The 25,888-nt window shown below is 59.4% G+C and carries 18 protein-coding genes and 9 pseudogenes; 10 read left to right on the top strand and 17 right to left on the bottom strand.

The window, feature by feature from the left end:
* Positions 1–24: 24 nt before the first annotated feature.
* Positions 25–216 (bottom strand): Lrp/AsnC family transcriptional regulator, encoded by a 192-nt coding sequence (locus IPI80_RS08290; protein ID WP_413858988.1) that lies wholly within the window; start codon positions 214–216, stop codon positions 25–27.
* Positions 217–353: 137 nt separating this feature from the next.
* Between IPI80_RS08290 and IPI80_RS08285 the strand changes: the two genes are divergently transcribed.
* From IPI80_RS08285 to IPI80_RS08270, 4 genes and pseudogenes are all read left to right on the top strand, one after another.
* Complete coding sequence (locus IPI80_RS08285; protein ID WP_413858986.1) at positions 354–1,595, top strand: methionine gamma-lyase; 1,242 nt, start codon at positions 354–356, stop codon at positions 1,593–1,595.
* Between the two features lie 8 nt (positions 1,596–1,603).
* Positions 1,604–4,221, top strand: a pseudogene (gene mdeB / locus IPI80_RS08280) (alpha-ketoglutarate dehydrogenase).
* Between the two features lie 76 nt (positions 4,222–4,297).
* Positions 4,298–4,480 carry a hypothetical protein gene (locus IPI80_RS08275; RefSeq protein ID WP_413858984.1) on the top strand — a complete coding sequence of 61 codons (183 nt, stop codon included), beginning with the start codon at positions 4,298–4,300 and terminating at the stop codon, positions 4,478–4,480.
* A 164-nt stretch (positions 4,481–4,644) separates the two neighbouring features.
* Positions 4,645–5,073 carry a hypothetical protein gene (locus IPI80_RS08270; RefSeq protein WP_413858982.1) on the top strand — a complete coding sequence of 143 codons (429 nt, stop codon included), beginning with the start codon at positions 4,645–4,647 and terminating at the stop codon, positions 5,071–5,073.
* Between the two features lie 44 nt (positions 5,074–5,117).
* Here IPI80_RS08270 and IPI80_RS08265 read toward each other — a convergent pair whose 3' ends face one another.
* Positions 5,118–5,525: a lysozyme inhibitor LprI family protein gene (locus IPI80_RS08265; RefSeq protein ID WP_413858980.1), complete on the bottom strand. Its 408-nt coding sequence runs from the start codon at positions 5,523–5,525 to the stop codon at positions 5,118–5,120.
* A 428-nt stretch (positions 5,526–5,953) separates the two neighbouring features.
* Here IPI80_RS08265 and IPI80_RS08260 point away from each other — a divergent pair.
* A pseudogene (locus IPI80_RS08260) lies at positions 5,954–6,142 on the top strand (IS91 family transposase); the annotation flags it as partial.
* A 130-nt stretch (positions 6,143–6,272) separates the two neighbouring features.
* On the opposite strand, the gene IPI80_RS08255 reads toward IPI80_RS08260, so the two are convergent.
* The 7 genes from IPI80_RS08255 to IPI80_RS08225 all read right to left on the bottom strand — a co-directional run bounded on the left by IPI80_RS08255 (position 6,273) and on the right by IPI80_RS08225 (position 12,382).
* Positions 6,273–6,902, bottom strand: a complete 630-nt coding sequence (locus IPI80_RS08255) for a TMEM175 family protein (RefSeq protein WP_413858978.1) — start codon at positions 6,900–6,902, stop codon at positions 6,273–6,275.
* Positions 6,903–6,956: 54 nt separating this feature from the next.
* A complete protein-coding gene (locus IPI80_RS08250; protein WP_413858976.1) occupies positions 6,957–7,094 on the bottom strand; it encodes a hypothetical protein in 138 nt (45 codons plus the stop codon).
* A gap of 434 nt (positions 7,095–7,528) precedes the next feature.
* Positions 7,529–8,092: a redoxin family protein gene (locus tag IPI80_RS08245; protein WP_413858974.1), complete on the bottom strand. Its 564-nt coding sequence runs from the start codon at positions 8,090–8,092 to the stop codon at positions 7,529–7,531.
* A gap of 109 nt (positions 8,093–8,201) precedes the next feature.
* Positions 8,202–8,441 carry a hypothetical protein gene (locus tag IPI80_RS08240; protein WP_413858972.1) on the bottom strand — a complete coding sequence of 80 codons (240 nt, stop codon included), beginning with the start codon at positions 8,439–8,441 and terminating at the stop codon, positions 8,202–8,204.
* 3 nt (positions 8,442–8,444) lie between these two features.
* Positions 8,445–9,563, bottom strand: a complete 1,119-nt coding sequence (locus IPI80_RS08235; protein WP_413858970.1) for an HD domain-containing phosphohydrolase — start codon at positions 9,561–9,563, stop codon at positions 8,445–8,447.
* Between the two features lie 103 nt (positions 9,564–9,666).
* Positions 9,667–11,310: a PAS domain S-box protein gene (locus IPI80_RS08230; RefSeq protein WP_413858968.1), complete on the bottom strand. Its 1,644-nt coding sequence runs from the start codon at positions 11,308–11,310 to the stop codon at positions 9,667–9,669.
* Between the two features lie 79 nt (positions 11,311–11,389).
* Positions 11,390–12,382: a hypothetical protein gene (locus IPI80_RS08225; protein ID WP_413858966.1), complete on the bottom strand. Its 993-nt coding sequence runs from the start codon at positions 12,380–12,382 to the stop codon at positions 11,390–11,392.
* A 303-nt stretch (positions 12,383–12,685) separates the two neighbouring features.
* Between IPI80_RS08225 and IPI80_RS08220 the strand changes: the two genes are divergently transcribed.
* Entirely contained in the window at positions 12,686–12,868 is a 183-nt protein-coding gene (locus IPI80_RS08220) for a hypothetical protein (protein WP_413858964.1), read from the top strand.
* A gap of 243 nt (positions 12,869–13,111) precedes the next feature.
* On the opposite strand, the gene IPI80_RS08215 is transcribed toward IPI80_RS08220, so the two are convergent.
* Complete coding sequence (locus tag IPI80_RS08215; RefSeq protein ID WP_413858962.1) at positions 13,112–13,660, bottom strand: DUF1003 domain-containing protein; 549 nt, start codon at positions 13,658–13,660, stop codon at positions 13,112–13,114.
* A 64-nt stretch (positions 13,661–13,724) separates the two neighbouring features.
* Here IPI80_RS08215 and IPI80_RS08210 point away from each other — a divergent pair, with 64 nt between their 5' ends.
* Complete coding sequence (locus IPI80_RS08210; protein ID WP_413858960.1) at positions 13,725–14,489, top strand: phospholipase D-like domain-containing protein; 765 nt, start codon at positions 13,725–13,727, stop codon at positions 14,487–14,489.
* A 180-nt stretch (positions 14,490–14,669) separates the two neighbouring features.
* On the opposite strand, the gene IPI80_RS08205 is transcribed toward IPI80_RS08210, so the two are convergent.
* The gene (locus tag IPI80_RS08205) at positions 14,670–14,849 is read right to left on the bottom strand and encodes a hypothetical protein (protein WP_413859744.1); all 180 of its coding nucleotides are present in this window, start codon (positions 14,847–14,849) and stop codon (positions 14,670–14,672) included.
* On the opposite strand from IPI80_RS08205, the gene IPI80_RS08200 reads away from it, so the two are divergent.
* On the top strand, positions 14,787–15,164 hold the full coding sequence (locus IPI80_RS08200) for a phospholipase D-like domain-containing protein (RefSeq protein WP_413858958.1): 378 nt from the start codon (positions 14,787–14,789) through the stop codon (positions 15,162–15,164). The two genes, IPI80_RS08205 and IPI80_RS08200, sit on opposite strands and share 63 nt — an antisense overlap.
* A 514-nt stretch (positions 15,165–15,678) precedes the next feature.
* Here the strand turns inward: IPI80_RS08200 and kdpE are convergent.
* From kdpE to kdpF, 6 genes and pseudogenes are all read right to left on the bottom strand, one after another.
* Positions 15,679–16,382: pseudogene (gene kdpE, locus IPI80_RS08195) on the bottom strand (two-component system response regulator KdpE).
* Positions 16,383–16,424: 42 nt separating this feature from the next.
* Positions 16,425–19,159, bottom strand: a pseudogene (locus IPI80_RS08190) (DUF4118 domain-containing protein); the annotation flags it as partial.
* A gap of 9 nt (positions 19,160–19,168) precedes the next feature.
* Positions 19,169–19,393 (bottom strand): annotated as a pseudogene (locus IPI80_RS08185) (potassium-transporting ATPase subunit C); the annotation flags it as partial.
* 716 nt (positions 19,394–20,109) lie between these two features.
* Positions 20,110–22,184, bottom strand: a pseudogene (gene kdpB / locus IPI80_RS08180) (potassium-transporting ATPase subunit KdpB).
* A gap of 38 nt (positions 22,185–22,222) precedes the next feature.
* Positions 22,223–24,021: pseudogene (gene kdpA / locus IPI80_RS08175) on the bottom strand (potassium-transporting ATPase subunit KdpA).
* Positions 24,021–24,128, bottom strand: a complete 108-nt coding sequence (gene kdpF, locus IPI80_RS08170; RefSeq protein ID WP_413858956.1) for a K(+)-transporting ATPase subunit F — start codon at positions 24,126–24,128, stop codon at positions 24,021–24,023. The pseudogene kdpA and the gene kdpF overlap by 1 nt, the downstream one beginning before the upstream one ends.
* Before the next feature lie 94 nt (positions 24,129–24,222).
* Between kdpF and IPI80_RS08165 the strand changes: the two are divergent.
* Positions 24,223–24,662: pseudogene (locus tag IPI80_RS08165) on the top strand (hypothetical protein); the annotation flags it as partial.
* A 425-nt stretch (positions 24,663–25,087) separates the two neighbouring features.
* Positions 25,088–25,845: pseudogene (locus IPI80_RS08160) on the top strand (GGDEF domain-containing protein).
* The last annotated feature ends 43 nt before the right edge of the window (positions 25,846–25,888 follow it).

Genomic DNA, 25,888 nt, shown 5'->3' with positions numbered 1-25,888 from the left:
CAGGTGGATAAAGCCCGGTGACGCCTAGCCCAGGTGTTTGCGGCTCAAACTGGCGTGGTAGCCCTGTATGACGCCCGACTCTTCCAGATGCCGCACCCGTCGCCAGCATGGCGATTGCGAGAGTGATACCTGCTCGGCCAACTCGGCCATGGTCTGGCGGGCGTCGCGTTGCAGGGCCAGCAAAATGGCCTGGTCAATGGAGTCAAATGGTTTCATGGGTGAATTTTGCCGACAAATTCAATAATTTTGGTTAATTTAATCATTTGTTGTCGATTGAAGCCGCAATTTTGCCAAAATATTCTGATGCATGTGGACAAAAATTGTTCTACATAACACCAGTAGGAGACAACGCCATGAAAGCCAACGACTTGCCACTCGATTCCATTCCCGCAGCAGCCAAGCACAAGGCTGGCGGTTTTGCCACACGAGCCATCCACTGGGGCTACAACCCGGCTGATCACCAAGGCGCACTGGTGCCGCCCACCTACGCCACGTCCACCTTTGCCTTTCCCGATGTGGCCTATGGCGCGCGTTGCTTTGCCGGCACCGAGCCGGGCTACTTCTACACCCGCGTTGCCAACCCCACTCTGGCCTTGCTGGAAGCCCGCCTGACCAGTCTGGAGCAAGGCGCCGGTGCGGTGGTATTTGGTTCTGGCATGGGTGCCATAACCGCCACCCTGTGGTCCATGCTGGAGCAGGGCGACGAGGTGCTGGCCGACATGACGCTCTATGGCTGCACCTATGCTTTCATGAACCACGGCCTGACCCGCTTTGGCGTGACCGTGCGCCATGTGGACATGACCGACCCCGCGCAGGTGCAGGCTGCCATGGGCCCGAAGACCAAGGTGGTGTACTGCGAAACCCCGGCCAACCCCAATATGCGCCTGGTAGACATTGCCGCCGTGGCCCAAATCGCCCACCAAGGTGGTGCCAAGTTGATTGTGGACAACACCTACTGCACACCGTATCTGCAGCAACCTTTGCTGTTGGGTGCCGATGTGTCTGTGCACTCCATGACCAAATACCTGGGCGGCCATGGTGATTTGACAGCGGGTGCGGCCATCTTTGCCGATGCCGAGCTGGCGCAGCACGTGCGCCTGGTTGGCCTCAAGGACATGACCGGTGCCGTCATGTCCGCGCCCGACGCGCAACTGGTCATGCGCGGCCTCAAAACCCTGGCCCTGCGCATGGACCGCCATTGCAGCAGCGCCCAGGCCGTGGCCGAACTTCTGCAGGCCCACGCTGCCACCGCTACGGTGCATTTCCCCGGCTTGAAAAGCTTTGCCCAGCACGATCTGGCCAAACGCCAGATGCGCCAGTTTGGCGGCATGATTGCGTTCGAACTCAAAGGCGGCATGGAGGCCGGCATACGCTTTATGGACGCACTGCAACTGGTAACCCGTGCTGTGAGCCTGGGCGACGCCGAGTCGCTGGCACAACACCCCGCCAGCATGACGCACTCTTGCTACACGCCCGAAGAGCGCGCTGCCCATGGCATCAGCGAAGGTCTGGTGCGCCTGTCGGTCGGTCTGGAAGACATAGAGGACGTGCTGGCGGACATCACCCAGGCGCTGGACATTGCATTGGCGGTATAAACCGCTCCATGAACTCTACGCACCTCTCCACGCCCGCTGGCGATCCCGACCCCACAGAAACCACCGAATGGACGGACGCCTTTGCCGCCCTGGTGGCTGCGCAAGGCCCCGAGCGCGCCCGCTTTGTGCTGGACCAACTGGTGCGTGCGGCCAACACGGCACACATAGGCTGGTCGCCCGAACTGGCCACGCCCTATGTCAACAGCATTGCGGTGGACCAACAGGGCAGCTTCCCCGGTGATTTGGCCATTGAAGAAAAGCTGGCATCCCTGATGCGCTGGAACGCGCTGGCCATGGTGGCCCGTGCGAACAGCGCCTATGGTGAGCTGGGCGGCCATATTGCCAGCTATGCCAGCGCGACCGATTTGTTTGAGGTGGGGTTTAACCATTTCTTCAAAGGATCACGCGGTGGTGACTTGGTGTTCTTCCAGCCGCACAGTGCACCCGGTGTGTACGCCAGAGCGTTTTTGGAAGGGCGCTTGAATGAGGCTGACTTGGCCCACTACCGCCAAGAGATTACGGCCCCCGCGCAGGCGCTCGTGGCCTCTCCAGCTACCCGCACCCCTGGCTGATGCCGGACTTCTGGCAGTTCCCCACCGGCTCCATGGGCATTGGCCCGATCAGCTCGATCTACCACGCGCGTTTCATGCGCTACCTGTCGCACCGCCAGTTGCAAGACTGTGCTGGCCGAAAAGTGTGGGGCGTGTTTGGCGATGGCGAGATGGACGAGCCCGAGAGCATGAGTGCGTTGACGCTGGCCAGCCGCGAAAAGCTGGACAACCTGGTCTGGGTGGTCAACTGCAACCTGCAGCGCCTGGACGGCCCGGTGCGCGGCAATGGCCGCATCATCGACGAGCTGGAAAAGCTCTTCCGTGGCGCAGGCTGGAACGTCATCAAGCTGGTCTGGGGCAGCGATTGGGATGGCCTGTTTGCACGCGACACCACCGGTGCGCTGGTCAAGGCCTTTGCCAACACGGTGGACGGCCAGATGCAGACCTTTGCTGCCAAGGATGGGCGCTTCAACCGTGATAGCTTTTTTGGCCAGAACGAAGAACTGAAGAAGCTGGCGCAGGGCATGACCGACGAGCAGATCGACCGCCTCAAGCGCGGCGGCCACGACATCGTCAAGATCCACGCCGCCTATGCCGCCGCCGCCCAACACGTTGGCCAGCCCACCGTCATCCTGGCCCACACCAAAAAGGGCTATGGCATGGGCCAGGCCGGGCAGGGCAAGATGACCACGCACAGCCAGAAGAAGCTCGACGAGGCGGCGCTGATCGAGTTTCGCAACCGCTTCAACCTGCCGCTCACCGACGCGCAGGCCGCCAACCTTGAATTCTTCAAGCCAGCGCAAGATAGTGCCGAGATGCGCTACCTGATTGAGCGGCGCACGCAGTTGGGCGGCTACCTGCCACGCCGCGAGACGACAGCCGATGTGGTGCCGGTGCCGGACTTGGCCAGCTATGCAGCCTTTGCCACCGCTGCGGCGGGCAAAGAAATGTCCACCACCATGGCCTTTGTGCGCATGCTCGGCAACCTGTTGAAGGACAAAGAACTTGGCCCGCGCATCGTCCCCATCGTGGCCGACGAGGCGCGCACCTTTGGCATGGCCAATCTGTTCAAACAGGTGGGCATCTACAGCAGCGTCGGCCAGCGCTACGCGCCCGAAGACATTGGCTCGGTGCTGAGCTACCGCGAAGCCATGGACGGCCAGATATTAGAAGAGGGCATCTCCGAGGCGGGCGCCATCGCCAGCTGGACGGCAGCCGCCACCAGCTACAGCGTGCACGGCTTGGCCATGCTGCCGTTCTATATCTACTACTCCATGTTCGGTTTCCAGCGTGTGGGCGATGCCATCTGGGCCGCCGCCGACCAGCGCTCGCGCGGCTTCCTGCTGGGTGCCACGTCTGGCCGCACCACGCTGGGCGGTGAGGGCTTGCAACACCAGGACGGCACCAGCCACCTGGTGGCGTCCACCATCCCTAACTGCAAGGCCTACGACCCGGCTTTTGCGGGAGAGATGGCGGTCATCATCGACCACGGCATGCGCGAGATGTTGGTGGAGCAAAAAGACATTTTCTACTACGTCACGCTGATGAACGAGAACTACGCCCAGCCTGATCTGCCAGCAGGCGTAGAGGCTGATGTGGTGAAGGGTTGCTATAAGTTTGCTAGCTATATATGTATATCCGACGAGGGCTACAGCCTGAATTCTCTTAAGGAAATCACGCTGCTGGGCTCTGGCGCCATCCTGACCGAGGTCGTCGAGGCCGCGCAACTACTGGCCGAGCAGGGCGTGAATGTGACTGTGTACAGCGTCACCAGCTGGAGCGAACTGGCCCGCGAAGGCCGCGCCTGCCTGCATCGCCAAATGGCCGGTGACGCATCTGCGCCCATGCCGTTCATCGCGCAGCAATTGCAAGCCAGCAGCGGCCCCATCATCGCCGCCACCGACTATGTGTGCGCCGTGCCGGAAAGCGTGCGCGCGTTCCTGCCCGCTGACCGTAGCTACCTGACCCTGGGTACCGACGGCTTTGGCCGCAGCGATACGCGAGCTGCGCTGCGCGGGTACTTTGGGGTGGATGCGGCCAGCATTGTGCGTGCAGCCTTGGAGCAGCTGGCCTGAGCGACTAGTTGGCGCGCCACGCCAATCGCCCGCATCTACGAGGTGTTCCCGGTCCAGTGCCCGGTGTGCGGGCCAGATGAGCATCATCGCGTTCATCACATTCAGTGCTGACATCCACAAGATGCTGGATCACATCGGAGTCGAACCGGAAGCTCCGCGCATTCCGCAAGCAAGTCGGCCATCGTTGTGGGATGACTTCTCTGCGCAGGAGTTGGAGAAGCCTGTGTCCATCGGCAGCCCAGAGCCTGGTTTGCGATGACAGGGCGCAAATTCTGGCGGATTCAAATTGTCATACTAGGGAAAACCCGCATTTTTCTAATGGTTTGGGTTGTGATACTTGGCTTCATGAGGTTGAAACGCCTATCCGTGTTTAAAGTGAACCCCAGTTTATAGATCTAATAGTTGAAATGGAAGATCTAGCTTATGAAATCCTTTTCTAATTACTCCATGGTCTGCGCAATCGCTTTGATGTTTACAAGTGTCGGATACGCACAATCAGTAATGAAACGGAGTGGGGTTTCGGCGGATGTGGGAACTTCAAAAATTGGTGGAGCAATGACCACATTAGCTCCAAATGTTACGAATGCTCAGTCAGTCATTTATACATGTCCAAACTCGGTTTCTCTTACAGCAGATCAAGAGGTTGTAAACGGATTTAAGGCTCCAGACGGTGGAAAGTTCACCATTAATTTCGCAACAGCCCAAGTGAATGTCAATGGATCAACTACCGAACTGATGTGTGGCTATCTTCTCAATAATGGGTATCTACCATGGAAAGCATATCCACCAAAAGAACGTTCAAACTGCACTGTAAGTGGCAAGGTTTTTACCTGTAGATCGTCAAACGGATAGTGGAGATGTGGGTGGGGAACAGTCGTAGTTGCCAGGGGCTCGCGTTAGAGGCCTTGCAGATCACGATAGGCCTGTAATTGCAAGGCGCGCGTCTTGATAATTTCAAGACGATCCGCTGCGCGCATCGGGATATACATCGTGCCGTCCTTGGTTTTGTACATCTCATCGATTAGCTTGAACTCGGCGTCTCGATACAAAATCCATTGCCTCTGCGCCGCGCGAAGGGCCTGTTGCTCGCTCGGTGCAAGCGACGAAATCAAATTGGCGTAGACGCTGTTTAGCTCCTTATCCCATCGAGAGATCGCGCCATTGGTGCAGTTCGTCATTCCAGAGGTGGTTGAGTCTTTGGCTATGCATTTGCTTTGATACTGGTCGATGGGATGATCAGCCGCATGGCATGCTTGTATGGCCATGAACAACAGTGCGGCGACGAGGAGAGCTTTCGATTTCATGACTTGGCTCCAAAATTGTGACGGCTAAGGATTGAACTGCCTGGTTAAGTCTAGTCGGGATGCGTTGTCGGCACAGATGAACCGTCAGGCCAGCGCGCAGGGCGGAACTACCCGCGACATATAGCCAGCACGAGCATCCCGAAAAGGCAGATGCATCCCCACGCCAGCCGCCAAATGTACGACGGCGCACGCGCTTGCACGCACACGGAGGCCTGAGCTACCGCGAAGCCTTGGGCATCCTCCGACCAACGGTTGTGCGGCTTCCAGCTAGGCGCCACATCTGGGCGCACCACGCTGGGCAGTGAAGGACGCTTTCTACTACGTCACGCTGATGAAAGAGAACTACGCCCAGCCGGATTTGCCAGTTGACCGTAGCTATCTGACCCTGGGTGCCGATGGCTGTGGCTGCAGCGATATGCAGGCGGCGTTGCGGAGGGCAGATGCGCATCATCGCGTTCATCACCTTCAGTGCCGACATCCAAAGATACTGGATCACATCGGAGTCGAGACGCAAGCTCCCCCGCATCGCCCCGGCACGCGGGCCACCGCTGGTGGGGGGGCGGCGGGGGGGGGGGGGGGGGGGGGGGGGCGGGCCAGACTGTGATCTGGCAAACCAATCACCCGTCCGCCTTGGGGGTAGGGCTGTGTTCTTCGGCAGCCCGGCGCGTGGTTTGCGACGACGGGGCGCTGATTCTTGGGGATTCAGACCATCGCCTGGCCGAGCAAAGACGCCCTGCGGCCCTGGAGTCAGGCAGCCTTCTGGGTGTGTTTGACGCGCGCGCGTGCCAACCACAAAAAGAACACACCCAAAACGACACACACGCCAATCCATGCAACATGCACGCGCAAGGCGGTGGGAATGCTGGCAAAAAAGAAGATGGCGGAGCCGCGAAAGTTGCGCCTTTGCGTGGCCAGCACGTCGTCGGCCGAAACGCTGTCCACCAAGAGCTGTCTTCGCACGGCCAATGCGAACAACAAGGTCTGTAGCAAGACGATCATGCCCGTCAAGGGAACGTAGACCAACAGGGCGCCAAGGTTCAGTGGATAGCGGCCGAGCAAGGCGGCGGCAAAAGGAAAGAAGCAGACCAGCGCCAAAAATACGAGCGTGCAGACCAGCAAGGGGAGGTCAAACTCGCGAATCTTTTCGACCAGGCGGTGGTGCCAGACCCAAAACAACGCCAGCATGGCAAAGCTAAAAAAATAGGCGCCAATGACGTAGCCGTGGTGTGCCAAGGCATGCAGCAAGGCGTCGGTCGATCGGCCATCCGTAATCTCGGGAACTTTGACTTCCAGGACCAAAATCGTCATGGCAATCGCAAAGACTCCATCGACCAGAGTCTCCAGGCGCGCCTTGTGCATGTGAAATTGTGTGGACATGGGCGATAAGTGTACTCAGCCCGCAAACCGTGCTTACATTTGCTTGAAAATCTACTAGAACAGAGGGGAGAACGGGCGGCTTACCGCCAGGTTTTCGGGGCAGCCCTTGATCTTCACACTGGCCTGGCCGCGCATGACTCGCGAGACGGTGGCGATCACCCGGGCGTTGACAATGGCGGACCGGTGGATCATCCTGACAAAACGGGCTTGCGCTGAGATAACAGTCTGATTCCGGACAAACCCCGACAGACAGGCGCTTATAGTGGAAAGCTGCATACAAACACAGCTATAGTGGCAGTGGCGGTCTCCACCGAACTGGCTGTCCCAGTGCAAGGTCCGCCCCATCCATCACAACAGCGTTTTCACCTGCACCCGTGTGGGCACCAGCATGCCTCGCCACCCCGAGCGCACCCTGCTGTACGGCATGATTCGTGCCGCACCGGTGACCAGATCAACCACGCTGGCGATCACTCCGACCACGCCCTCGTCTCTTGGGGCTCGCGCATCGCAACGCGTACCACACCATGGTGCGGCGTCTGTCCGGGCGACCTGGTGCGCGACGCACTTGGCGTTCTTCTGCAGGCGGTCAAGATCGAGGAGTCGCTGTTGCCTACCCGCACTACAACCTAGCGCCCCACCGGACATCCGTCGGGTAAACACGGTTGGCCGGATTGCGGGTGCGTTTGGGCCGACATGGCTTGCACGCCCGCCACCGGCGCAGCGTCCTCAGCCAGTAATCTGCCCAGCAACGCACCGACCCCCAAATCCGAGGCGCGACCAAAGTGGTGCAACCGAATCACACCCTGTCGATCAACAACGATCAGGCTTGGTGTGCCTTTGAGGCCCAGGCTGCGCATGGTGCTGGGTAGGGCGCTGCCCGGCACGGGCCGGTCTATGCCGATGGGAAATTGAAGGTGATACTCGTGCACAAATACCTTCAGGGCCTCAGGCCCCATGACTGCATGGTGTTCAAACACACTGTGCAAACCAACCACCACCAAGTCGTCGGATGCAAACGTGTTGTGTATCTCGGTCGCCTGCGGAATACCGTGAGAGACGCAACCGGGGCACAACATCTGAAAGGCATGAATGACTACCACCCGCCCACGCAAGCCCGAGAGTTGCAGGGGTTGGGCGGTGTTGAGCCACTCGGAGATGTCCCATTCAGGGGCTGCAAGTGCATGGGTCATGGTGATAGTCCTATGTCAGCGGTTTCTTAAAGAGGTGCCTTCAGTCAGAGGATAAGTTTGCCCCGATTGCAAGAGGTGACTATAGCCCTCTGGAAATAAAGATTTATTGCTATTCAATTAGTAGCAATATTATCGTGACGGAGCAGGCGGCGGTCATCGTGGACGCGCCTGCCATCAGCGCCAACTGGCCGGTGACACAACCGCGCCGATGCCATTTATCACGCAGCAATTGCAAGCCAGCAGCGGCCCCAACATCGCTGCTGTGCAGATGACGACGATTTGATAGCATGTTGATACGGCGCCAGTGCGCAAGTGACACTATCGATGCGCAGCCATGGGAACTGGTCACCAATTAGGCGGGTATTTGGTATCCCTTCTCCCGAAACAACCGCAGGCAGGCATCAGCTACCGCAACGTCGTAAGCCGTCCCGCGCCCGCGCGAGATTTCCTGCATCGCTGCCTCGATACCAAGCCCAGCACGATAAGGCCGGTGGGAAGCCATCGCTTCGATCACGTCCGCAACAGCCATGATTCTGGCCTCGGGCAGGATTGCCTCTCCCTTCAGACCCTGCGGGTAGCCAGTGCCGTCCATGCGCTCGTGGTGTTGCAGGGCGATCTCGGCCACCGGCCAGGGGAACTCTACATTTCTTAGAACTTCGTAGCTGGCCCGTGCATGCCCCTTGATTAGCTCCAACTCGATGGTGCTCAGGCGCCCTGGTTTGGAGAGTATCTCGGTAGGAATGGTAATTTTTCCGATGTCGTGCAGGTAGCCGGCGACGCGCAACCCCTCTTGCCGTTGTCCGTTGTAGCCCATCTCGGCGCCGATGGCGACGGCGATCTGCGCCACGCGCTTTTCATGACCGGCTGTGTAGGGGTCGCGCATCTCGCTCAGCGTGGTGGCCACCTCCACGGTGCGCATGACGGCGCCTTCGAGTTGTTTCACATAACGTGCAATTTGCTCTTCGTCACGCTTCTTCTCAGAAATGTCTTGCAACAGGCCAATCGTCGCGTGCCGCCCGCAATGCGTGGCGCGGGCGCCATGCAGCCCAATGGTCATCATCTTGCCATCCTGCCGCGTGGCGGTGAATTCAAAAGCCATATGCTGCACCGTACCATCGGCCAGTTGTTGCATGTGCTCCAGCGTCTTGGCGCGGTCGGATTCGACTACCAGCGTAAGAGGATCAACCCCCCTGAGGGCCTCAGCTGTGGCATACCCGAAGATTTCAGCACAGCGCTGATTGACGTAGACCAAGTGGCCGTTTTGCATGATGTAGATGCCGGCGATGGCCTGCTCAACCAATCCTCTAAACTGCTCCTCGGCCGCACGCAGCGTTGCCTGTGCCTCAAACTGTGCGCTCACGTCCTGTACCGCCGAAATCGTCAGGTTTTGTTCTGGCAGCGGAATATTCATGGCGTTGACCACGCGCTTCTTGCCATCAAGGCCCTTGAATTCGATATTGTCCCAGTGCATACGTGTCAGATCACCGGAGTTGATATCCTCCATCACGCGGGTACGCAGCCGTTCTCGCAAATCCGGGTCAAGATAAACCTTATCAAAAAATCCGATACTTCACTCAGCCCCCTTTCGGCAAGCCGTAAAAAGACTCGAAGTTATGGCCGACGAAGAGCACCTTGCCGTCATCCATGGTGTTTACAGCGAAACCGATAGGAGCGTGCTCCAGAATGGTTTCAATGAGCACATTGCGCTGCGCCAGCGTGGCATTGATTTGCTCGCGCTCGGAAACGTCGGTTGCAGTGCCCTCGTAGCACAGCACCTGCCCGTCGGCATTGCGCGCGATGTGTACATGGACTTCGACCCACAGCGTGTCCCCTGTGGCAGTAACAATACGGCCGATTTGCGTAAAATTATCATGCCCCTCACGCGCATGTCGCTCGCGTTCAGCACTGAGCAGTACCATGTCGTCGGCATGCACGATGTGTTGGTAATTGACCGCACCAGACAGTATTTCCGCCGCGGTGTAGCCCCAGCGGCTGACGTTCTCCGAGATGTACTCTATTCGGCCGCCATCCTCTGGTACCAGACGGTACACCACCACCGGGCTCGCCCCTACCACCTGAGCGGCTGCGGCCATTGCTGCCGATCGATCCAGGTTGTCGAGGGCGAAGGTGATATCGGAGGCCATCTCGCTGAGTGTGCTCAGAACATCAGCGCTAAAGAATCCCGGTTCAGCAGCATACAGACTCAGTGCGCCAACCACCTTGTCGCCGTGACGAATGGGAAAAGCGCCTGCAGAACCCACGCCCGCCGACGCGGCAACATCAAGCCATGGTGTGACAGTGGAATCCGCCAGGAAATCGTTGATGATGATGTACGTGCCGGAGCGCATAACGTCAGAGGCCAATCGGCGTTGGTCCACTTCATTTGCAGCGACGCTGCCATGCACCTTATCGATGTATCCGTGGTCCTCACCAAATCGGGCTACTGGCTTTACCTGGTTGCTCTTGGCTTCGTACTGGCCGATCCAGGCGAAGCGGAAACCGCCCTGCTCAACGGCGACGCGGCAAGTGTTCTCGAACAAGTACTCCGGGCTGTCACAGCGCACGATCATTTGGTTGGTTTGCGACAGCATGTTGTAAAGATCCTTTTGCCGCCGCAGCAAAAGGTCCGCGCGCTTACGCTCGGCAATGTCACGCAGGATGCCCGTATAAAAAACGCCCTCATCGGTTTGCCAGCGTGCGAGTGACAGCTCGACAGGAAACTCGGTTCCATTCTTGTGTCGCGCGGTCAGCTCAACCGTTTTTCCGATGACGTGGGGTGTGCCACCCGTGCGCAGACGTGTCAGCCCATCAACACAGCGGTGTTGCAGCGGTGCGGGAATGAGCAGGGTCAGCGGCTGGCCAAGTGCCTCAGCTTCGGTGTGGCCAAAAAGACGTGCCGCCGCGCGATTCCAACTGATGATGTTGCCCGCAGAGTCGGCATTGACGATGGCATCTACCACCGACTCGGTCGCCGCGCGATAGCGGGCTTCGCTTTGTCGCACGAGCGCCGAAGTGTTGAGCTGAAGTTTCAGCTGGTTTGCCTGCTGTTGCTGTCGCCACAGCAAGAGCACCGTCACGCCGATGGAAGCAGCGGCGATGAAGACGACCAGGCTGATCCAGATGGCCAGCGCGCGCACGGACGCGAACGCCTCGTCGCGGTCAATCTTGGCAACAAGATACCAGTCGGTTCCCTTGACCGGGCGATAGGCGGCGAGCACCGGTACGCCGCGGTAATCGACACCGCTAACATTCCCAGAGTGGCCCGCGTGCAATGCAATCGCCGCTGGCAGTGCACTATCAGTCGGCGACACCGGCGACACCGGCGACACCGGCGACACCGGCGACTATGTTCTTTCCCGCTCGGCGCTGCGGCTCGTTCAAGTAATCCAGCCGGTCCCCTTGCTGGCGTACCAACAGGGTTTCCGCGCTCGTACTCACCCCCGGCCAGCTGTCAATGTAGGGCTGCAGAAAACGCAAAGGGTCGACATGCAGCAGCACAGCACCGATGGGCTTGCTTTGCCCATCCGCGTCAAGCGTTAAAGGCGCGATGAAGTCCATGTGCTGCTCACCGCCGCTGTCGGAGCGCCACGGGCCATGTTGTACTTTGCCGATCGTCAAGGCTTCATGCAGTTGCTGCAGGGTTGCATCGTTAAGGAGATGTGGCTTACCCAGGCTCACCAGCGGCCGACCGGTAGCGTCGAGTAGAACCACCGACCCGTAGTCAAAAATTTTGATCGGAAGTTCCAAGTGGTTGCGGACGACTTCGGCATGCTTCGCACTGCCGTCGTGTTGCAGGTCGGCGACAGCAATGATGAATCCTTTACTCTCGGACAATGTTTTTGCGTCGCCGATGCGCTCGCTAACCCAGTTTTCGATTTGTTTGGTTTTTAGCTCGGCGATGCTGTGCAAGTTATCGAAGGTCTCTTGTTCAATGTGTGGGCCGTACAGCCTGACGATGCCGAAACCGATGAGTGGCGCGATCAATGCGAGGGCGAGGAAAATAGCTCCAAAACGGGGCTTGCCGGGGAACTGTTCGGCGGCTTCGTTTAGACGGACAGAGCGGGCGGCATGGAACCGGAGCAACAGATAGAGCGGGATGCTGGTGGCGACGACGAAAGCCAGGCCCTTCAACTGTTCGAAGTGCGCAAGCAGCGCTGCATCGGCGGTGGTCAGGCTCAGCAGGTAGCCGGATGCGACGATCCACAACGCAGCAAGCGCGGCATAGAGCAGTGTCGCGCGCAGGGGCGTGAGCCAGCGCGTTGGATGGAAAGGACGTGTTGAAGTTTGCATAACCAAAGCCGGTCAATTTTTTTTCTATCACCGCTCCCGTTGGGCCTGCGTCTGACCCAACGAGACATTGCAACAAAGTGCCTCAGTATTCTGGTGAGCCTTTGTCCTCCCTGAGCTCGGTATAACCGATAGCCGTTGGCCGTGTCAACCAGCTTTTTTGTTGACAACCAGTCAGGGTTGAAATGGCTCGGTAAACGTCCTCCCCCCCGCCGACAAATCAGAATTCCTTTCAACCGCTAACCCCCATGACTGGGTAGTGAAGATGGGCACAGTGGCCACAGGCTGCTGCCCTTCAGGTTGTGGATGATTCTTGAGCGCCTGGCCTGGCCAATTTGTTCAAGCAGCGTCGGCCAGCGCTCGCGCGGCTTCCTGCTGGGGGCGACCATCCCCAACTGCAAGGCCTACGTCACGCTGATGAACGAGAACGACGCCCAGCGGGATTTGCCAGCTGGCACAGAGGCAGATATGGTGAAGGGTTGCTATTAGTTTGCTAGCTACTCACGTAAATCCGACGAGGGCTACAACCTGAATTTTCTTAAAGAAGTTACGCTGTCAGGCTCCGTTGCCCACTTGACTGAGATCATCAAGTCCGCGCCTGCCGGCAGAGCCTGGCTACCTCACGCTGGGTACCGACGGCTTTTGCTACCGCGATATGCAGGCGGTGTTGCGGGGGCCAGATGGGCATCATCGTCTCAATCACATTCAGCGCCAACATCCAAAAGTCACGTGTTACTGGGTACCTTTCACGCTTGCCGTGAAGTGCGCATGCATCTCCACCGTCAATATCTCAATCCGCTCCGTCAACTGCTTGGTGAGCTCGGTCAGGCGGGTGTTTTGCTCCAATAGCAACATCACCTGCGCTGTATTGCGCGCTGCATCTTCCTGCCGTCTTTCGTTGGTAATGGCCAGTGCTTCGCGGTGCAAAGCGTCGGCTTCGGTTTGGACCTTGTCGCGCGCTGCCTGTCGGGTCTGGGCCAATAAGATCAATGGGGCCGCATAAGCCGCCTGCAAGCTGAACGCTAGATTCAAGAGAATGAAAGGGTAGACGTCAAAGGTCGTTAGGCCGGCTACGTTGAGCCCAATCCATACCGCGACGATGAGTGTTTGTGCACCCAAGAATAGCGGTGTGCCGAAAAATCGGGCAAACGCCTCTGCACGCAGGGCAAATGCATCGTTGCCGAAGGTGGACGCCAAATGTGCATTGGGTCGATGAAATCGCAAGTGGTCCACGCCGGATTTGACCTTTTCGGTGGAGGGACTCTGGGTTGGTGTTTGCATGGCGCGGCTTTCAATCTGAACCGGCTTAGACTAACCGAAGTGCGATACGCTGTGGCAGTTCAAAATGTTCGAGCAACTTATTTCCCAACACTGGTTTTCGCTGCACAGCGTCTTGGTGACGGTGGGCCTGGTCATTTATGGCGTGACAACCCATGCCCGAAAACAACGTCGCCACCCTGCGGCGGCCCTGACCTGGGTGGTCTCGCTTGCCATGCTGCCGTACTTGGCGCTGCCCTTGTATTTGCTTTTTGGCGGGCGCAAGTCCCTTAGTACAGCAGCGGTGGCTAAAAGGCCTGATGCCCTCGGAATGGGAATGGCTTGCACGACGCTGGCAGAGAAGTTTCGGCAACTATCGGCCGCAATGGGGCTACCACCTGCAGCCACCTATGACGGACTCGATATTCACGAGGACGGACGCGAATCTCTGGATGCTCTGCGCAAATTGATGTACCAGGCATCCCGTACGCTGGATGTCAGTACCTTTCTGTTGGGTCGTGATGCGCTGGGAGCCGAGTTGAGCGCCATCCTCATGGAGCGTGCACAAGCGGGCGTGCAGGTGCGTTTGCTTATTGACGGGGTTGGTGTCTATTTTGGCGGCGTTGCAGCGCTGGGCCACTTGCGTCGAGCGGGCGTAGTGGTCGAGTTGTTTGTATCGCCTCTGCGCTCCGTACTGCCTGGGCGTACCAATTTACGCAACCACCGAAAAATGGCCATCGCCGATGGCCAGACCGTATGGATGGGTGGGCGTAATCTGGCAGCAGAGTACTTTGTGGGTGATCCCATTGCCCTTCCGCCCAAAACGGCATGGGTTGATTTGACCTTTGTGTAGCGGCGCGCTTGCGACCCAGACGCAATCACAATTTGACCAAGACTGGCAGTTCTCCAAGACTGGCCAGGTCACTGCTGCGTCCACGGTAAAGTCCACGCCTACACCACTCGGGGCCACGATTGACGCGCGTCCTGTGGCCCAGTTTCTACCCAGCGGCCCCGACCAAGCCGATGACACACTTTACTCACTACTAATCTCCAGTTGCTTTGGCGCGCAGCGACGTATCACCATCGTGACGCCGTATTTTGTTCCAGACGCCACGTTGCTGATGGCGCTGACCTGGCGGCGCGCCGTGGGGTGGCGGTGGATGTGGTGCTGCCCGCCCGCTCCAATCACCGGCTGGCAGACATCGCGCGTCACGCTTCACTGCGAGACATGGCAGCTGCTGGTGCAGATATTTGGCTCTGTACCGCTATGGTTCACGCCAAAGCGGTTTTGTTTGACGAAGATTTAGCCCTGGTGGGCTCGGCCAATTTGGATGAACGCAGCCTGTTCCTGAATTACGAAATGATGGTGGCCTTTTTTGCCCCAGGCGATGTCAAAAGATTTCTCACAATGGGTCGCGCGCCAGCGTGCGGGTGCCAAGCGCTATATTGCCCGCCAACCTGGCATAGCCTATGCTTTCGTGGAGGGCATGGTGCGATGGCTGGCGTTTCAACTTTAAAAACCGCCTAGTGCACTAGAGCAATAAATTGGCTGAAACCTTGACGCCATTGATTAGCATGGACATATCTGACTTTTTTACTCCTTGACTGAAAAATAGAAAATTTGGCTCAGATCGTGACCGGCGCCACCCGGTCACGTGTCGCCTCAAGGGCCTGCGGTGTTCTCGTCTTGCCTGTCGTCCCGACGCTCACGAAATGAAGCTGGAGCGCGCCAGCAGCATCGACCATCGTCGGTGTCTGATCAAGCGTGGGCTCGTCCAGCGCCGTGCGCGGCTACTTTGGGGTTGATTCGGCCAGCATTGCGCGTGCGGCTTTGGGACAAAATGGCCTGACCTGCTGGCCGACACGCGCAGAATTTTCAAAGGCACCTGGCTTTTTGAAAACCGACGTGTACCGCTTCCGGTGTGCTTACCCACATCAGCGGTTGGCGCATCCAGTTGCACCATTGGCCGAAGCGGCCGAAAAGGCTTGCAGATTGTCTTGGTACCGCCCGCAGCGATTCAGGCGACTGCAATAAGCGCAATTTAGAGCACAACCAGTCGATACCCAACAGCTGTTTCTGTCAATAAATATTGCGGCTGTGCGGGATCCGATTCCAACTTTTGCCGCAAGTGCCCCAGTAGATACGCAGATAGTGGCTTTGGTCCGCATGCGACGGGCCCCACACCTCGCGCAGTAACTGGCGGTGCGTTAACACGCGGCCCACGTTGGCCACCAGCACCAGCAGCAGCCGGTATTCTGTGGGAGTCAGGTGTACCTCTACGCCGGCGCGGCGCACCAAGCGTGCTTTGCGGTCTACCACTACGTCGCCAAACGAGAACAGCGATTCGTCGGCCTTGCCATCGGCACTCGCGGCGCGTGGGCGGCGCAGGTTGGCGCGTACGCGGGCCAGCAGCTCGCCCACGCCAAAGGGCTTGGTCAGGTAGTCATCGGCACCGGCATCCAGCGCGGCGATCTTGTCCGCTTCATCACTGCGGGCTGACAGCACCACGATAGGCACGGCCGACCAGCCGCGCACATCGCGGATCACCTCCAGACCATCGCCGTCGGGCAGGCCCAGGTCCAGCACCAGCAGGTCGGGCTTGCGGGTGCCCGCTTCGGTCAGGCCACGCTGCGCGGTGTCGGCCTCAAACACCTGCCAACCCTCGGCCTCCAGTGCCGCACGCACAAAGCGGCGAATTTGGGGCTCGTCTTCAATCAGTACAGCAACGGGCGATGGGGTGGACATGGGCTCAGGCTTCGACAGGTTCGGTAGATTCGTCAGGTGCAAGGGCGGTGCACGCCGTGGCAGCGTGATGGTGAATTCTGCACCACCGCCATCGGCATTGCGGGCACTGATGCGGCCGCTGTGCGCATCTACCACGGCCTTGCAAATAGCCAAGCCCAAGCCGACCCCCCGGGTGGATGATTCATTCTTGCCGCGGGTGAATTTCTCAAAGAGATCAACTTCTTTGCCCGAACTGGCGCGTGGCAGGCCGGGGCCGTAGTCGCGCACCCGCAGCTCCAGTGCATCGGGCTTGGCCTGCGCGGTCAGCTCAATGGCGGGCACATGGAGCAGGGTGCCCACGCCATACTTTGCGGCGTTTTCCAACAGATTAACCAACACGCGCTCCATCAAAGCGGCGTCAAACTCCACCAAAGGAAGGTCGGCCGCAATGACGGTATGCACCGACAGCGCGCCCAACGCGTGGCGCGCGGCGCGAATGGCGCTGCCCACCACCTCCTCCACCGATTGCCACTCTAGGTGCAGCTCAACCTGGCCACTCTCCAGCCGGGCCATTTCCAGCAAGTTACCCACCAAGGTACTGAGCTCGCGGGCCTCGTGGCTGATGGCATTGGCTGAAGCGTGCTGGTCTGTCGTGAGTGGCAAAGAGTTGGCCAGTGATTCGGCCTGCCCGATCAATGCGGTGAGCGGCGTGCGAACATCGTGCGACATAGCCGCCAACAGGGTGTTACGCAGGCGTTCGGATTCCATTTGAACCACAGCGCCCTGCGCCACCTCGACGTAGTGCACACGCTCTAGCGCAATGGCGATTTGCCGCGCCAGAGTGTCCAACTGCTGCACCTGCTCGGGAATCAGCAACCAGCGTGGCTGAGCGGGCTTCAGCGCCAACACCCCACGCAAACGCATGGGCGCTTGCAGCGGCACATAGTGCCACGCGTTGGACGGCAGAGTCGAGGTCGCCATACCCGCACGCTGGCCGTTGCGCAGCACCCAGTCTGCAACACTGCTGTCCAGGTCCGCCGGCAGATCGCTTGGCAAGATGAGCCGGTCGTGGGCATCTGGCAGCAGCACCTTGGCCTGACCGCCAAAGGTGCGCTGTACGGCGGCCTCGCCCATGCCAACGACTTGCTCCCACTGCAGCGCAGCCGACAACTCGCGCGAAAGTTCAAACAGGGCCTGTGCGCGCTGCTCTCGACTGGCCGACACATTGGCCGAAAAACGCAGATTGGCCGTGAGCTGACCGATCAACAAACCCACCACCAGCATTACGCCAAAGGTGACCAGGTACTGCACATCACTCACGGCCAGCGACATGCGCGGTTGCACAAAAAAGTAATCAAACGACGCGACCGCCAGCACCGCAGCCAAGCTGGCCGGGCCACGCCCCAGCTTGACGGCAACCAGCACCACGCACAGCAGAAACAGCATGACGATGTTGGCCAGATCAAACCGGGGAAGCATGGGTTGCGTCAATACCGTGGTCAGCAAACAGGCTGCGACTGCGCCGCCATAGCGAGCCCATTGCGACTCCCAGACAGACGTGACGGGGGCCTCTTCTGCCAAACGTCCTAAAGGCTGCGCCAACTTGCGCACGCTCTCGGTAAAACCCACCTCCATAACATCCAGTGCCGGTGCTAGCGTGGCCAGCTGCCGTGTCAGCGTCGGGATCAGCACGCGCCACAGGCCGCTCCAGGGGCGCGGTATTGGACGGCCCAGCACCAACGTGGCGCAGTTCAGCGTGCGGGCGTGCTGCAAGAGCGCTTGGGCAATGTTGTCGCCGGTCAGCACCGCCGTGCTGCCACCCAGTTCTTCGGCCAGCTTGAGCACGGCCAGCGTACGGTCCCGGTCTTTGGGGCGCTTGCCGCTGCAGCGCGGGGGTTTCAACATAAGCGGCGTGCCAGCGCACGTTGAGCTGCCCGGCCAGGCGCGCAGCAGTGCGCACGGCGTGCTCTGCCCCGGCCTGTGGGCCCACACAGGCCAGCAGGGCGCCCGACGTATTCCAGGCGGAATGGTCGGCACCATTCGTCTGGCGGGAGCTTTGCATCATGTGCTGGCGGTAGCTGCGCACATCGTCGCCCACATGCTCGGCGGTGCGGCGCAAGGCAATCTCGCGCAGTGCAATCAGGTTGCCTTTGCGAAAGAAATTTTGAGTGGCACGCTCGGCCTGCGCGGGGATGTAGACCTTGCCGGCCTTGAGGCGGGCCAGCAACTCGTCGGCGGTCACATCCACCAACACAATCTCATCTGCGTTGTCCAGCACGGTGTCGGGCACGGTTCCAGTCACGCGCACACCGGTGCTGCCACACACCGTGCCGTTCAGGCTTTCTAGGTGCTGTACGTTCAGTGCGGTCCACACATCAATGCCGGCATCTAGCAGCTCTTGCACGTCTTGCCAGCGCTTGGGGTGGCGCGAACCCGGTGCGTTGCTGTGGGCCAGTTCATCGACCAGCAGCACATCCGGCTTGGCGGCCAGTGCGGCATCAATATCCAGCTCCAACAGCACCTGGCCACGGTATGCAATCTCTGCAAGGGCAGCACCTGCAAACCGGCTTGCAATTCCATGGTGTCTTTGCGGCCATGGGTTTCACTACGCCCACCAGCACCCGCTGGCCAGCGTGTTGGGCACGCTGCGCAGCGGCCAGCATGGCGTAGGTTTTGCCGACGCCGGCATTGGCGCCAAAGTAGATGCGCAGCTTGCCGCGTGCGCCGGCCTGGCTTTCTTCCTTCAGGCGCGCCATCAGCGCATCAGGGTCTTGCCGGGAGTCAAAAGTGCTTGCCATGCTGCATTGTTAACGCAAAGCGGCCAGCGCCAGATTCAGTTGCAAAACATGGACCTGCGGCTCGCCCAAAATTCCCCACAGGGGTGCTTGCGTGTGCTGCGCGACTAGGGCCTGCACCTGGTCTGCTGGCAGCTTGCGGGCGCGCGCTACGCGGGCCACTTGGTAGTTGGCCGCTGCGGGGCTGATGTGCGGGTCTAATCCGCTAGACGACGCGGTCACCAGGTCCGTAGGAACCAGCGCGGCCCCCCCCCCCCCCCCCCCGCCGGGCCCCCGCCCCCCCGGGCCCCGGGCCGGCCCCGGGGGGGGGCGCCCCCAAATTTTCAGGCCGTATTGCTGAGGGTGCAACTGGTTGCCAACGCGCAAATGCCATGCGATGCGGAAACAAGACCTGTCGGCGCCTGACGATCAGGCGCGATCAGCGCAGCGGTTCAGCGGCGGTCCTGGTTGGAGCCGCTTTCAGAGGCTGCTGCGTTTAGGGCATTGTGCCCAGGTGGCCGAGGGGCGGCCCCAGAGCCCTCAGGGCCAAAGTCCTTGGTCAGGTCACACCAGTCGGTTTGCCTCGCTCCAACGGTGGGAGCCTACCGGCTTGCCATCACGCAGTACCAAACCATTGCCCAGATCAAACGTCTTCCCGGGGCGGGGGGGGCCCTGGCTGGCTTGCGCCGTAACAATGCCAAACGTTAGCGCGCCTAGTGTGGCATCCCCACGTCCGCTGGTTGGCCAGACCGGTAGCCACGCTCAACCCCCGTCGGGGCCCCCTTTTTTTTTTCCCCGCGGTCCCCCCCCGGTCGATCCGTCAGTGCACCCAAATAGTCCAATCCAAGTAGTGGAGCCCGAGCCACGTAAAACGTTTTGCGCAAAATCGGCCCTTTCGCCGGCGAAGGAGTGGCGGGCGGGCGCGCGGGGCGGGGGGCACCGGGAAACAGAAGGTTTGTAGTTCCTTCGGATGATTAAACGAGTCTGGCGAGGACCAGTACCATGTCGATGAGCTTGATGCCGATAAACGGCACGATCAAACCGCCCAGACCGTAGATGGCTAGGTTGCGGCGCAGCAAGGCTGCAGCGCCCACCGGCCGGTACTTCACGCCTTTGAGGGCGAGCGGAATCAAGAACATGATGATCAACGCGTTGAAGATCACCGCCGACAGGATGGCCGAGTTGGGGCTACCCAAACGCATCACATTCAGTACACCCAACTGCGGGTAGGTGCTCACAAAAATCGCCGGAATGATGGCGAAATATTTGGCCACGTCATTGGCGATGGAGAAGGTGGTGAGGGAGCCGCGTGTCATCAACAGCGCCTTGCCGGTCTCCACAATCTCCAACAGTTTGGTGGGGTTGAATCCAAATCCACCATGTTGCCGGCCTCTTTGGCAGCTTGGGTGCCGCTGTTCATGGCCACCGCGACGTCGGCCTGGGCCAGGGCGGGCGCGTCGTTGGTGCCGTCGCCGGTCATCGCCACCAGGCGGCCTTCCGCTTGGTACTGGCGGATGAGTTTGAGCTTGTCTTCGGGCGTTGCTTCGGCCAAGAAATCATCTACGCCGGCCTCGGCCGCAATGGCGGCTGCGGTGAGCTTGTTGTCGCCGGTGATCATCACCGTTTTGATGCCCATGCGGCGCAGCTCGCCAAAGCGCTCTTTGATACCGGTCTTGACGATGTCTTTGAGCTCTACCACGCCTAGCACCACGCTGCCGGCTGCCACGGCCAACGGCGTGCTGCCGCGGCGCGCAACGTCGTCGGGCGCCCGCAGCACTTCTGCAGGCATCGTGCTGCCCATGGGTTCCACGTATTTGCGAATCGCGTCCACCGCGCCCTTGCGCAACGGACGGGTGCTGCCATCGTCGTTTTGCACGTCCATACCGCTCATGCGGGTTTGGGCGGTAAAGGCCACTTCTGTGCTGTGGGCCAGCCGTGGCTCGGTAACGCCTTGGCGCTGGGCCAGTGCCACGATGCTGCGGCCTTCGGGCGTTTCATCGGCCATCGAGGCCTGCATGGCGGACTGGGCCAACTGTGCGGGTGACACGCCGGGTGCGGGAATAAAAACAGTGGCCTGGCGGTTGCCGTGGGTGATGGTGCCGGTTTTGTCCAGCAGCAGCACATCCACATCGCCCGCAGCCTCTACAGCGCGGCCCGAAGTGGCAATCACATTGGCCTGCATCATGCGGCTCATACCGGCCACCCCCACGGCCGATAACAAGCCGCCAATGGTGGTGGGAATCAGGCAGACCAAAAGCGCAATCAACGCCGTCATGCCCACCACCGCGCCACTGCCGGCGGCCTGCACGCTGAAGATAGAGAACGGCAGCAGTGTGACGGTCACCACCAAGAACACGATGGTCAATGCCACCAGCAGAATCGTCAACGCTACTTCATTAGGGGTCTTCTGGCGTTTGGCGCCTTCCACCATGCCAATCATGCGGTCCAAAAATGACTCGCCGGGGTTCACGCTGATGCGCACCACCAGCCAGTCGGACAGCACGCGGGTGCCGCCAGTGACCGAGCCGAAGTCGCCGCCCGATTCGCGCACCACGGGTGCCGATTCGCCGGTGATGGCGCTTTCGTCCACGGTGGCGACGCCTTGGATGACCTCACCATCGACAGGAATCATATCGCCCGCTTCCACCAGCACCACATCGCCTTTGCGCAGGTTTTCGGCCTGCTCAGGTAGCCAAGTAGAACCGTGCACCGGGTCTTTGAGCTTCTTGGCCCAGGTGCTTTTCTTCAAGCCCTTGAGCGAATCGGCTTGGGCCTTGCTGCGGCCCTCGGCCAACGCCTCGGCAAAGTTGGCAAAGAGCACGGTGAACCACAGCCACAGTGAGATGCCCAGAATAAAAGCGGGGCGGTCAGGCCCGTCACCGCTCAGGGCCGCAAAGCCCAGCAGCGTGGTGACGATGCTGCCGATGTAGACCACAAACATCACCGGGTTGCGCAACTGAACAGCAGGGTTCAATTTGGTGAAGGCAGCCAGCACAGCGGGCTTTACCAACACCGGATCCATCAGGTTCAAAGAATTTTTGTTTGACATAAGTTACTCACTCAATAGGGGCGTGCGGTGCCGACGGCTCAACGCGTGATCCACAACATCAGGTGCTCAACGACCGGACCCAGCGCCAGAGATGGCACATAGTTCAGCAGCCCCACCAGCAGCACGGTGCCAATCAGCAGCACCACAAACAGCGGGCCGTGTGTCGGGAAGGTGCCGGCATTGGCCGACAGGCGCTTCTTAGCCGCCAGCGAACCGGCAATGGCCAGCACTGGCACGATCACGCCAAAGCGCCCCAGCGCCATGGCCAAGCCCAACATGATGTTGTAGAACGGCGTGTTAGCCGACAGCCCTGCAAAGGCGCTGCCGTTGTTGTTGGCGGCCGACGTGAACGCATACAGAATCTCCGAGAAGCCATGGGCGCCCGGGTTGGCAATGCCCGCCTGGCCGGCGGTGCTCACCACCGCAATGGCGGTACCCGCCAACACCACAATGGGGGTGACCAGAATGGCAATCGAGGTGAGTTTCATCTCATGCGACTCAATCTTTTTGCCCAGGTATTCTGGCGTGCGGCCAATCATCAAGCCGGCAATGAACACGGCCAAGATGGCGAAGATCAACATGCCATACAGGCCGGTGCCTACGCCACCAAATATGACTTCCCCGAGCTGCATCTCGACCAGTGGGACCATTCCACCGATCGGGGTGAAAGAGTCGTGCATAGCGTTCACCGCACCGCATGACGCGCCGGTGGTCACCGCAGCAAAGAGGCTGGTGCCGTTGATGCCGAAGCGTGTCTCTTTGCCTTCCATGTTGCCGCCCGACTGCAGGGCGCTGGCCGTCTGGTCCACGCCCAGCGGTGTCAGCAAGGGGTTGCCAGCCTGTTCAGCGGGGGTAACGACCATAACGGACACCACAAACATGACCGTCATCGCGGCGATCACGGCCCAGCCTTGGCGCTGGTCACCCACCACACGGCCAAAGGTGAAACACAGCGCAGCCGGGATCAGAAAAATTGACAGCATCTGCAGCAGGTTGGCAAGCGCCGTGGGGTTTTCATACGGGTGGGATGAGTTGGCATTGAAGAAACCACCGCCATTGGTCCCCAGCATCTTGATGGCCTCTTGCGATGCCACGGGGCCCATGGCCAAGGTCTGCGTGCGGGTTTTGGCATCCTCCATGACGGGGTTGCCTTTTGCGTCCACGAGCGGCTGCCCATCGGGGCCGTTTTTGGCGATCTGGTAGCTGGTGCTCTCCAGCGTGTTGACGTCTTTGTAGGCGTCAAAATTCTGGATCACACCTTGACCCACAAACAGCAAGGCCACCACCAGTGACAGCGGCACCAGTAACCAAGCGGTGATGCGCGTCATGTCCACCCAAAAGTTGCCAATCACGCTGGTAGAGCGTGCGACAAACCCGCGGACCAACGCGAATATCACCGCAATACCCGTGGCGGCTGACAGAAAGTTCTGTACCGCCAAGCCCAGCATCTGGGTCAGGTAGCTCATGGTGGTCTCGCCGCCATAGCCCTGCCAATTGGTATTGGTAACGAAACTGATGGCCGTGTTGAAGGACGAATCCACCGACACCGCAGACATACCCGCCGGGTTAAGCGGCAACACTGCTTGCCAGCGCTGCAACAGATAAAGGACCAGGAAGCCCAAGACGTTAAACGCCAGCAGGGCCAGCGCGTAGCGGGCCCAGCCCATGGACTGGTCGGGTGATACGCCTGCCAAGCGGTACAGCGGCGCTTCGGTGCGCTGCATCCAACCGGGCAGATTCCCATTGCAGATGCGCGTGATCCAAATGCCCAAAGGCCACGATACGGCCAAGAGCAAGACTAAAAACAGGGCCAGCAGCCCCAAGCCGAGCTGCTCATTAAAACTCCTCCGCGCGGATCAGCGCATAGACCAAATACGCCAGCAACAAGGCAGCACACATGCCGCCCAAGCCATACACCACGTGAAGTGTGTTCACTGTTTCCATCATTCTCTCCTGCATCACATTGATGAAGGAGTGTGGTTAACGGGGCGTAAAAATGGGGATGAGTTTTAAGCTGGCGGTGTAAAAAAGGCGTAAATGCAAGGCCTATGACCTGGCCTTAGCGGGCGAGATGGCCTTCATCGTCGACTACGGTGCGCGCGAAATGTTGGTGGAGCAAAAAGACGTTTTTACTACATCACGTTGATGAACGAGAACTACACCCAGCCGGATTTGCCAGCGGGTGCAGGGGCGGATGTGGTGAAGGTTTGCTATAATTGTGATAGCTATTTATGTAGATTCGACGAGGGCTACATCCCTAATTTTCTTAAGGAAGTTACGCTCTTAGGCTCCGGCCCCATCATCGCCGCCACCGACGGCTTTGGGCGTAGTGATACACGGGCGGCTTTGCGGGGGTACTTTGGGGTGGATGCGGTCAGCATTGCGCAGGTGACTGAACCCAATTCACAGTCCAAATCCGAACCCCAAACAGATCGCTTTCCTCTGAAAAAGCGTGTGAATAATACTTTTACACTATGATTTGCGGAAGCAAGGGCTTACAAGAATGACTAGGTCTGCGTTGGATTTGCGGGTGTTCATCCTCATCAACGGCGTCATGGGATGCTTGATGGCATTGGTCTTGTATTCCCAATCCCGTTCGTATCCCAAGTCCATTCACGGCCTCCGGGAATGGGCTACCGCTTATCTTCTGGCGTTTTTTGCAACCGTACTGTGGCTTGCAGAACACCTTGCATCCCTTGATTACCGTCGGCTTGGCCAATGTGCTGCTGTTGCTGACTGGCGCCTATGCGTTGGCAGGCGCTGCTGCGCTACACGGTCGAGTTTTGCCGAGCTGGCTATTTCCGGCACTGTTGTGCTTTTCGGTGCCGGCATTTGCCTGGCTCAGTACCGACCGCACCTATTACCACTACCGTTTGACCATCATTTGCGTAGCCCTGCCTGCCATGTTGCTATGGCAGGCCGTAATCATCGGGCGATTTGGTGACCGAAAGCTGGGGGCTAACTTGAGCCTGGTGGTTTTGGTTGGACTGAGTGCCGTTATGCTGTTGCGCGCATACACCGCAGTTGCGTCACCGTTGCCGATTGGGCTGTACGCCAACTCCCCCATGCAAGCCATTTACCTGGGTAGTTTGAATTTTGGTTTGTTGTTGTCTGCCATTGGCGCAATCCTCATGGCTTCAGAACGGCTGCACATTGAACTGGGTCAGCTGGCCAGCAAAGACAGTCTGACGAACGCCTACACCCGCCGTGCTTTGTTTGAACTGGGCGAAAGCGAGATCGCACGCTGCAAACGCCATGGTACAGCGCTAGCCGCTTTGATGCTGGATCTGGACCATTTCAAACGCATCAATGACACCCATGGACACCCAGTAGGCGACAAGGTGTTGATTGATTTTGTACAACGCGTACAGGGCGTGCTGCGGCGGCCTGTCATTCTGGGACGCTATGGGGAGAGGAGTTTCTAGTGTTGCTGCCCGACACCGGCCGCGAGGACGCGCTGCTGGCGGCTGAGCGGATCCGGCAATGCAATACAAGCGAAACTGGCTTGCCTGTTTGTACCGTTAGTGTGGGCGTTGCGTGCTTGGGTGACCCACAGACGGATAGTCTGACTGCCTTGATTGGGCGAGCCGATGCGGGGCTGTATCGCGCCAAGCAAATGGGCCGCAATCGGGTGGAAGAAGCAGTGTCCCCGGGTGCTTAAAAATGAGTTCCCGAATTTGTGTCGATTCGGGAGCGATTGCAAA

Source organism: Candidatus Aalborgicola defluviihabitans (genome assembly GCF_016705985.1).
Lineage (GTDB): Bacteria > Pseudomonadota > Gammaproteobacteria > Burkholderiales > Burkholderiaceae_C > Allorhodoferax > Allorhodoferax defluviihabitans.
This window is presented reverse-complemented; position numbering and strand designations above follow the sequence as displayed.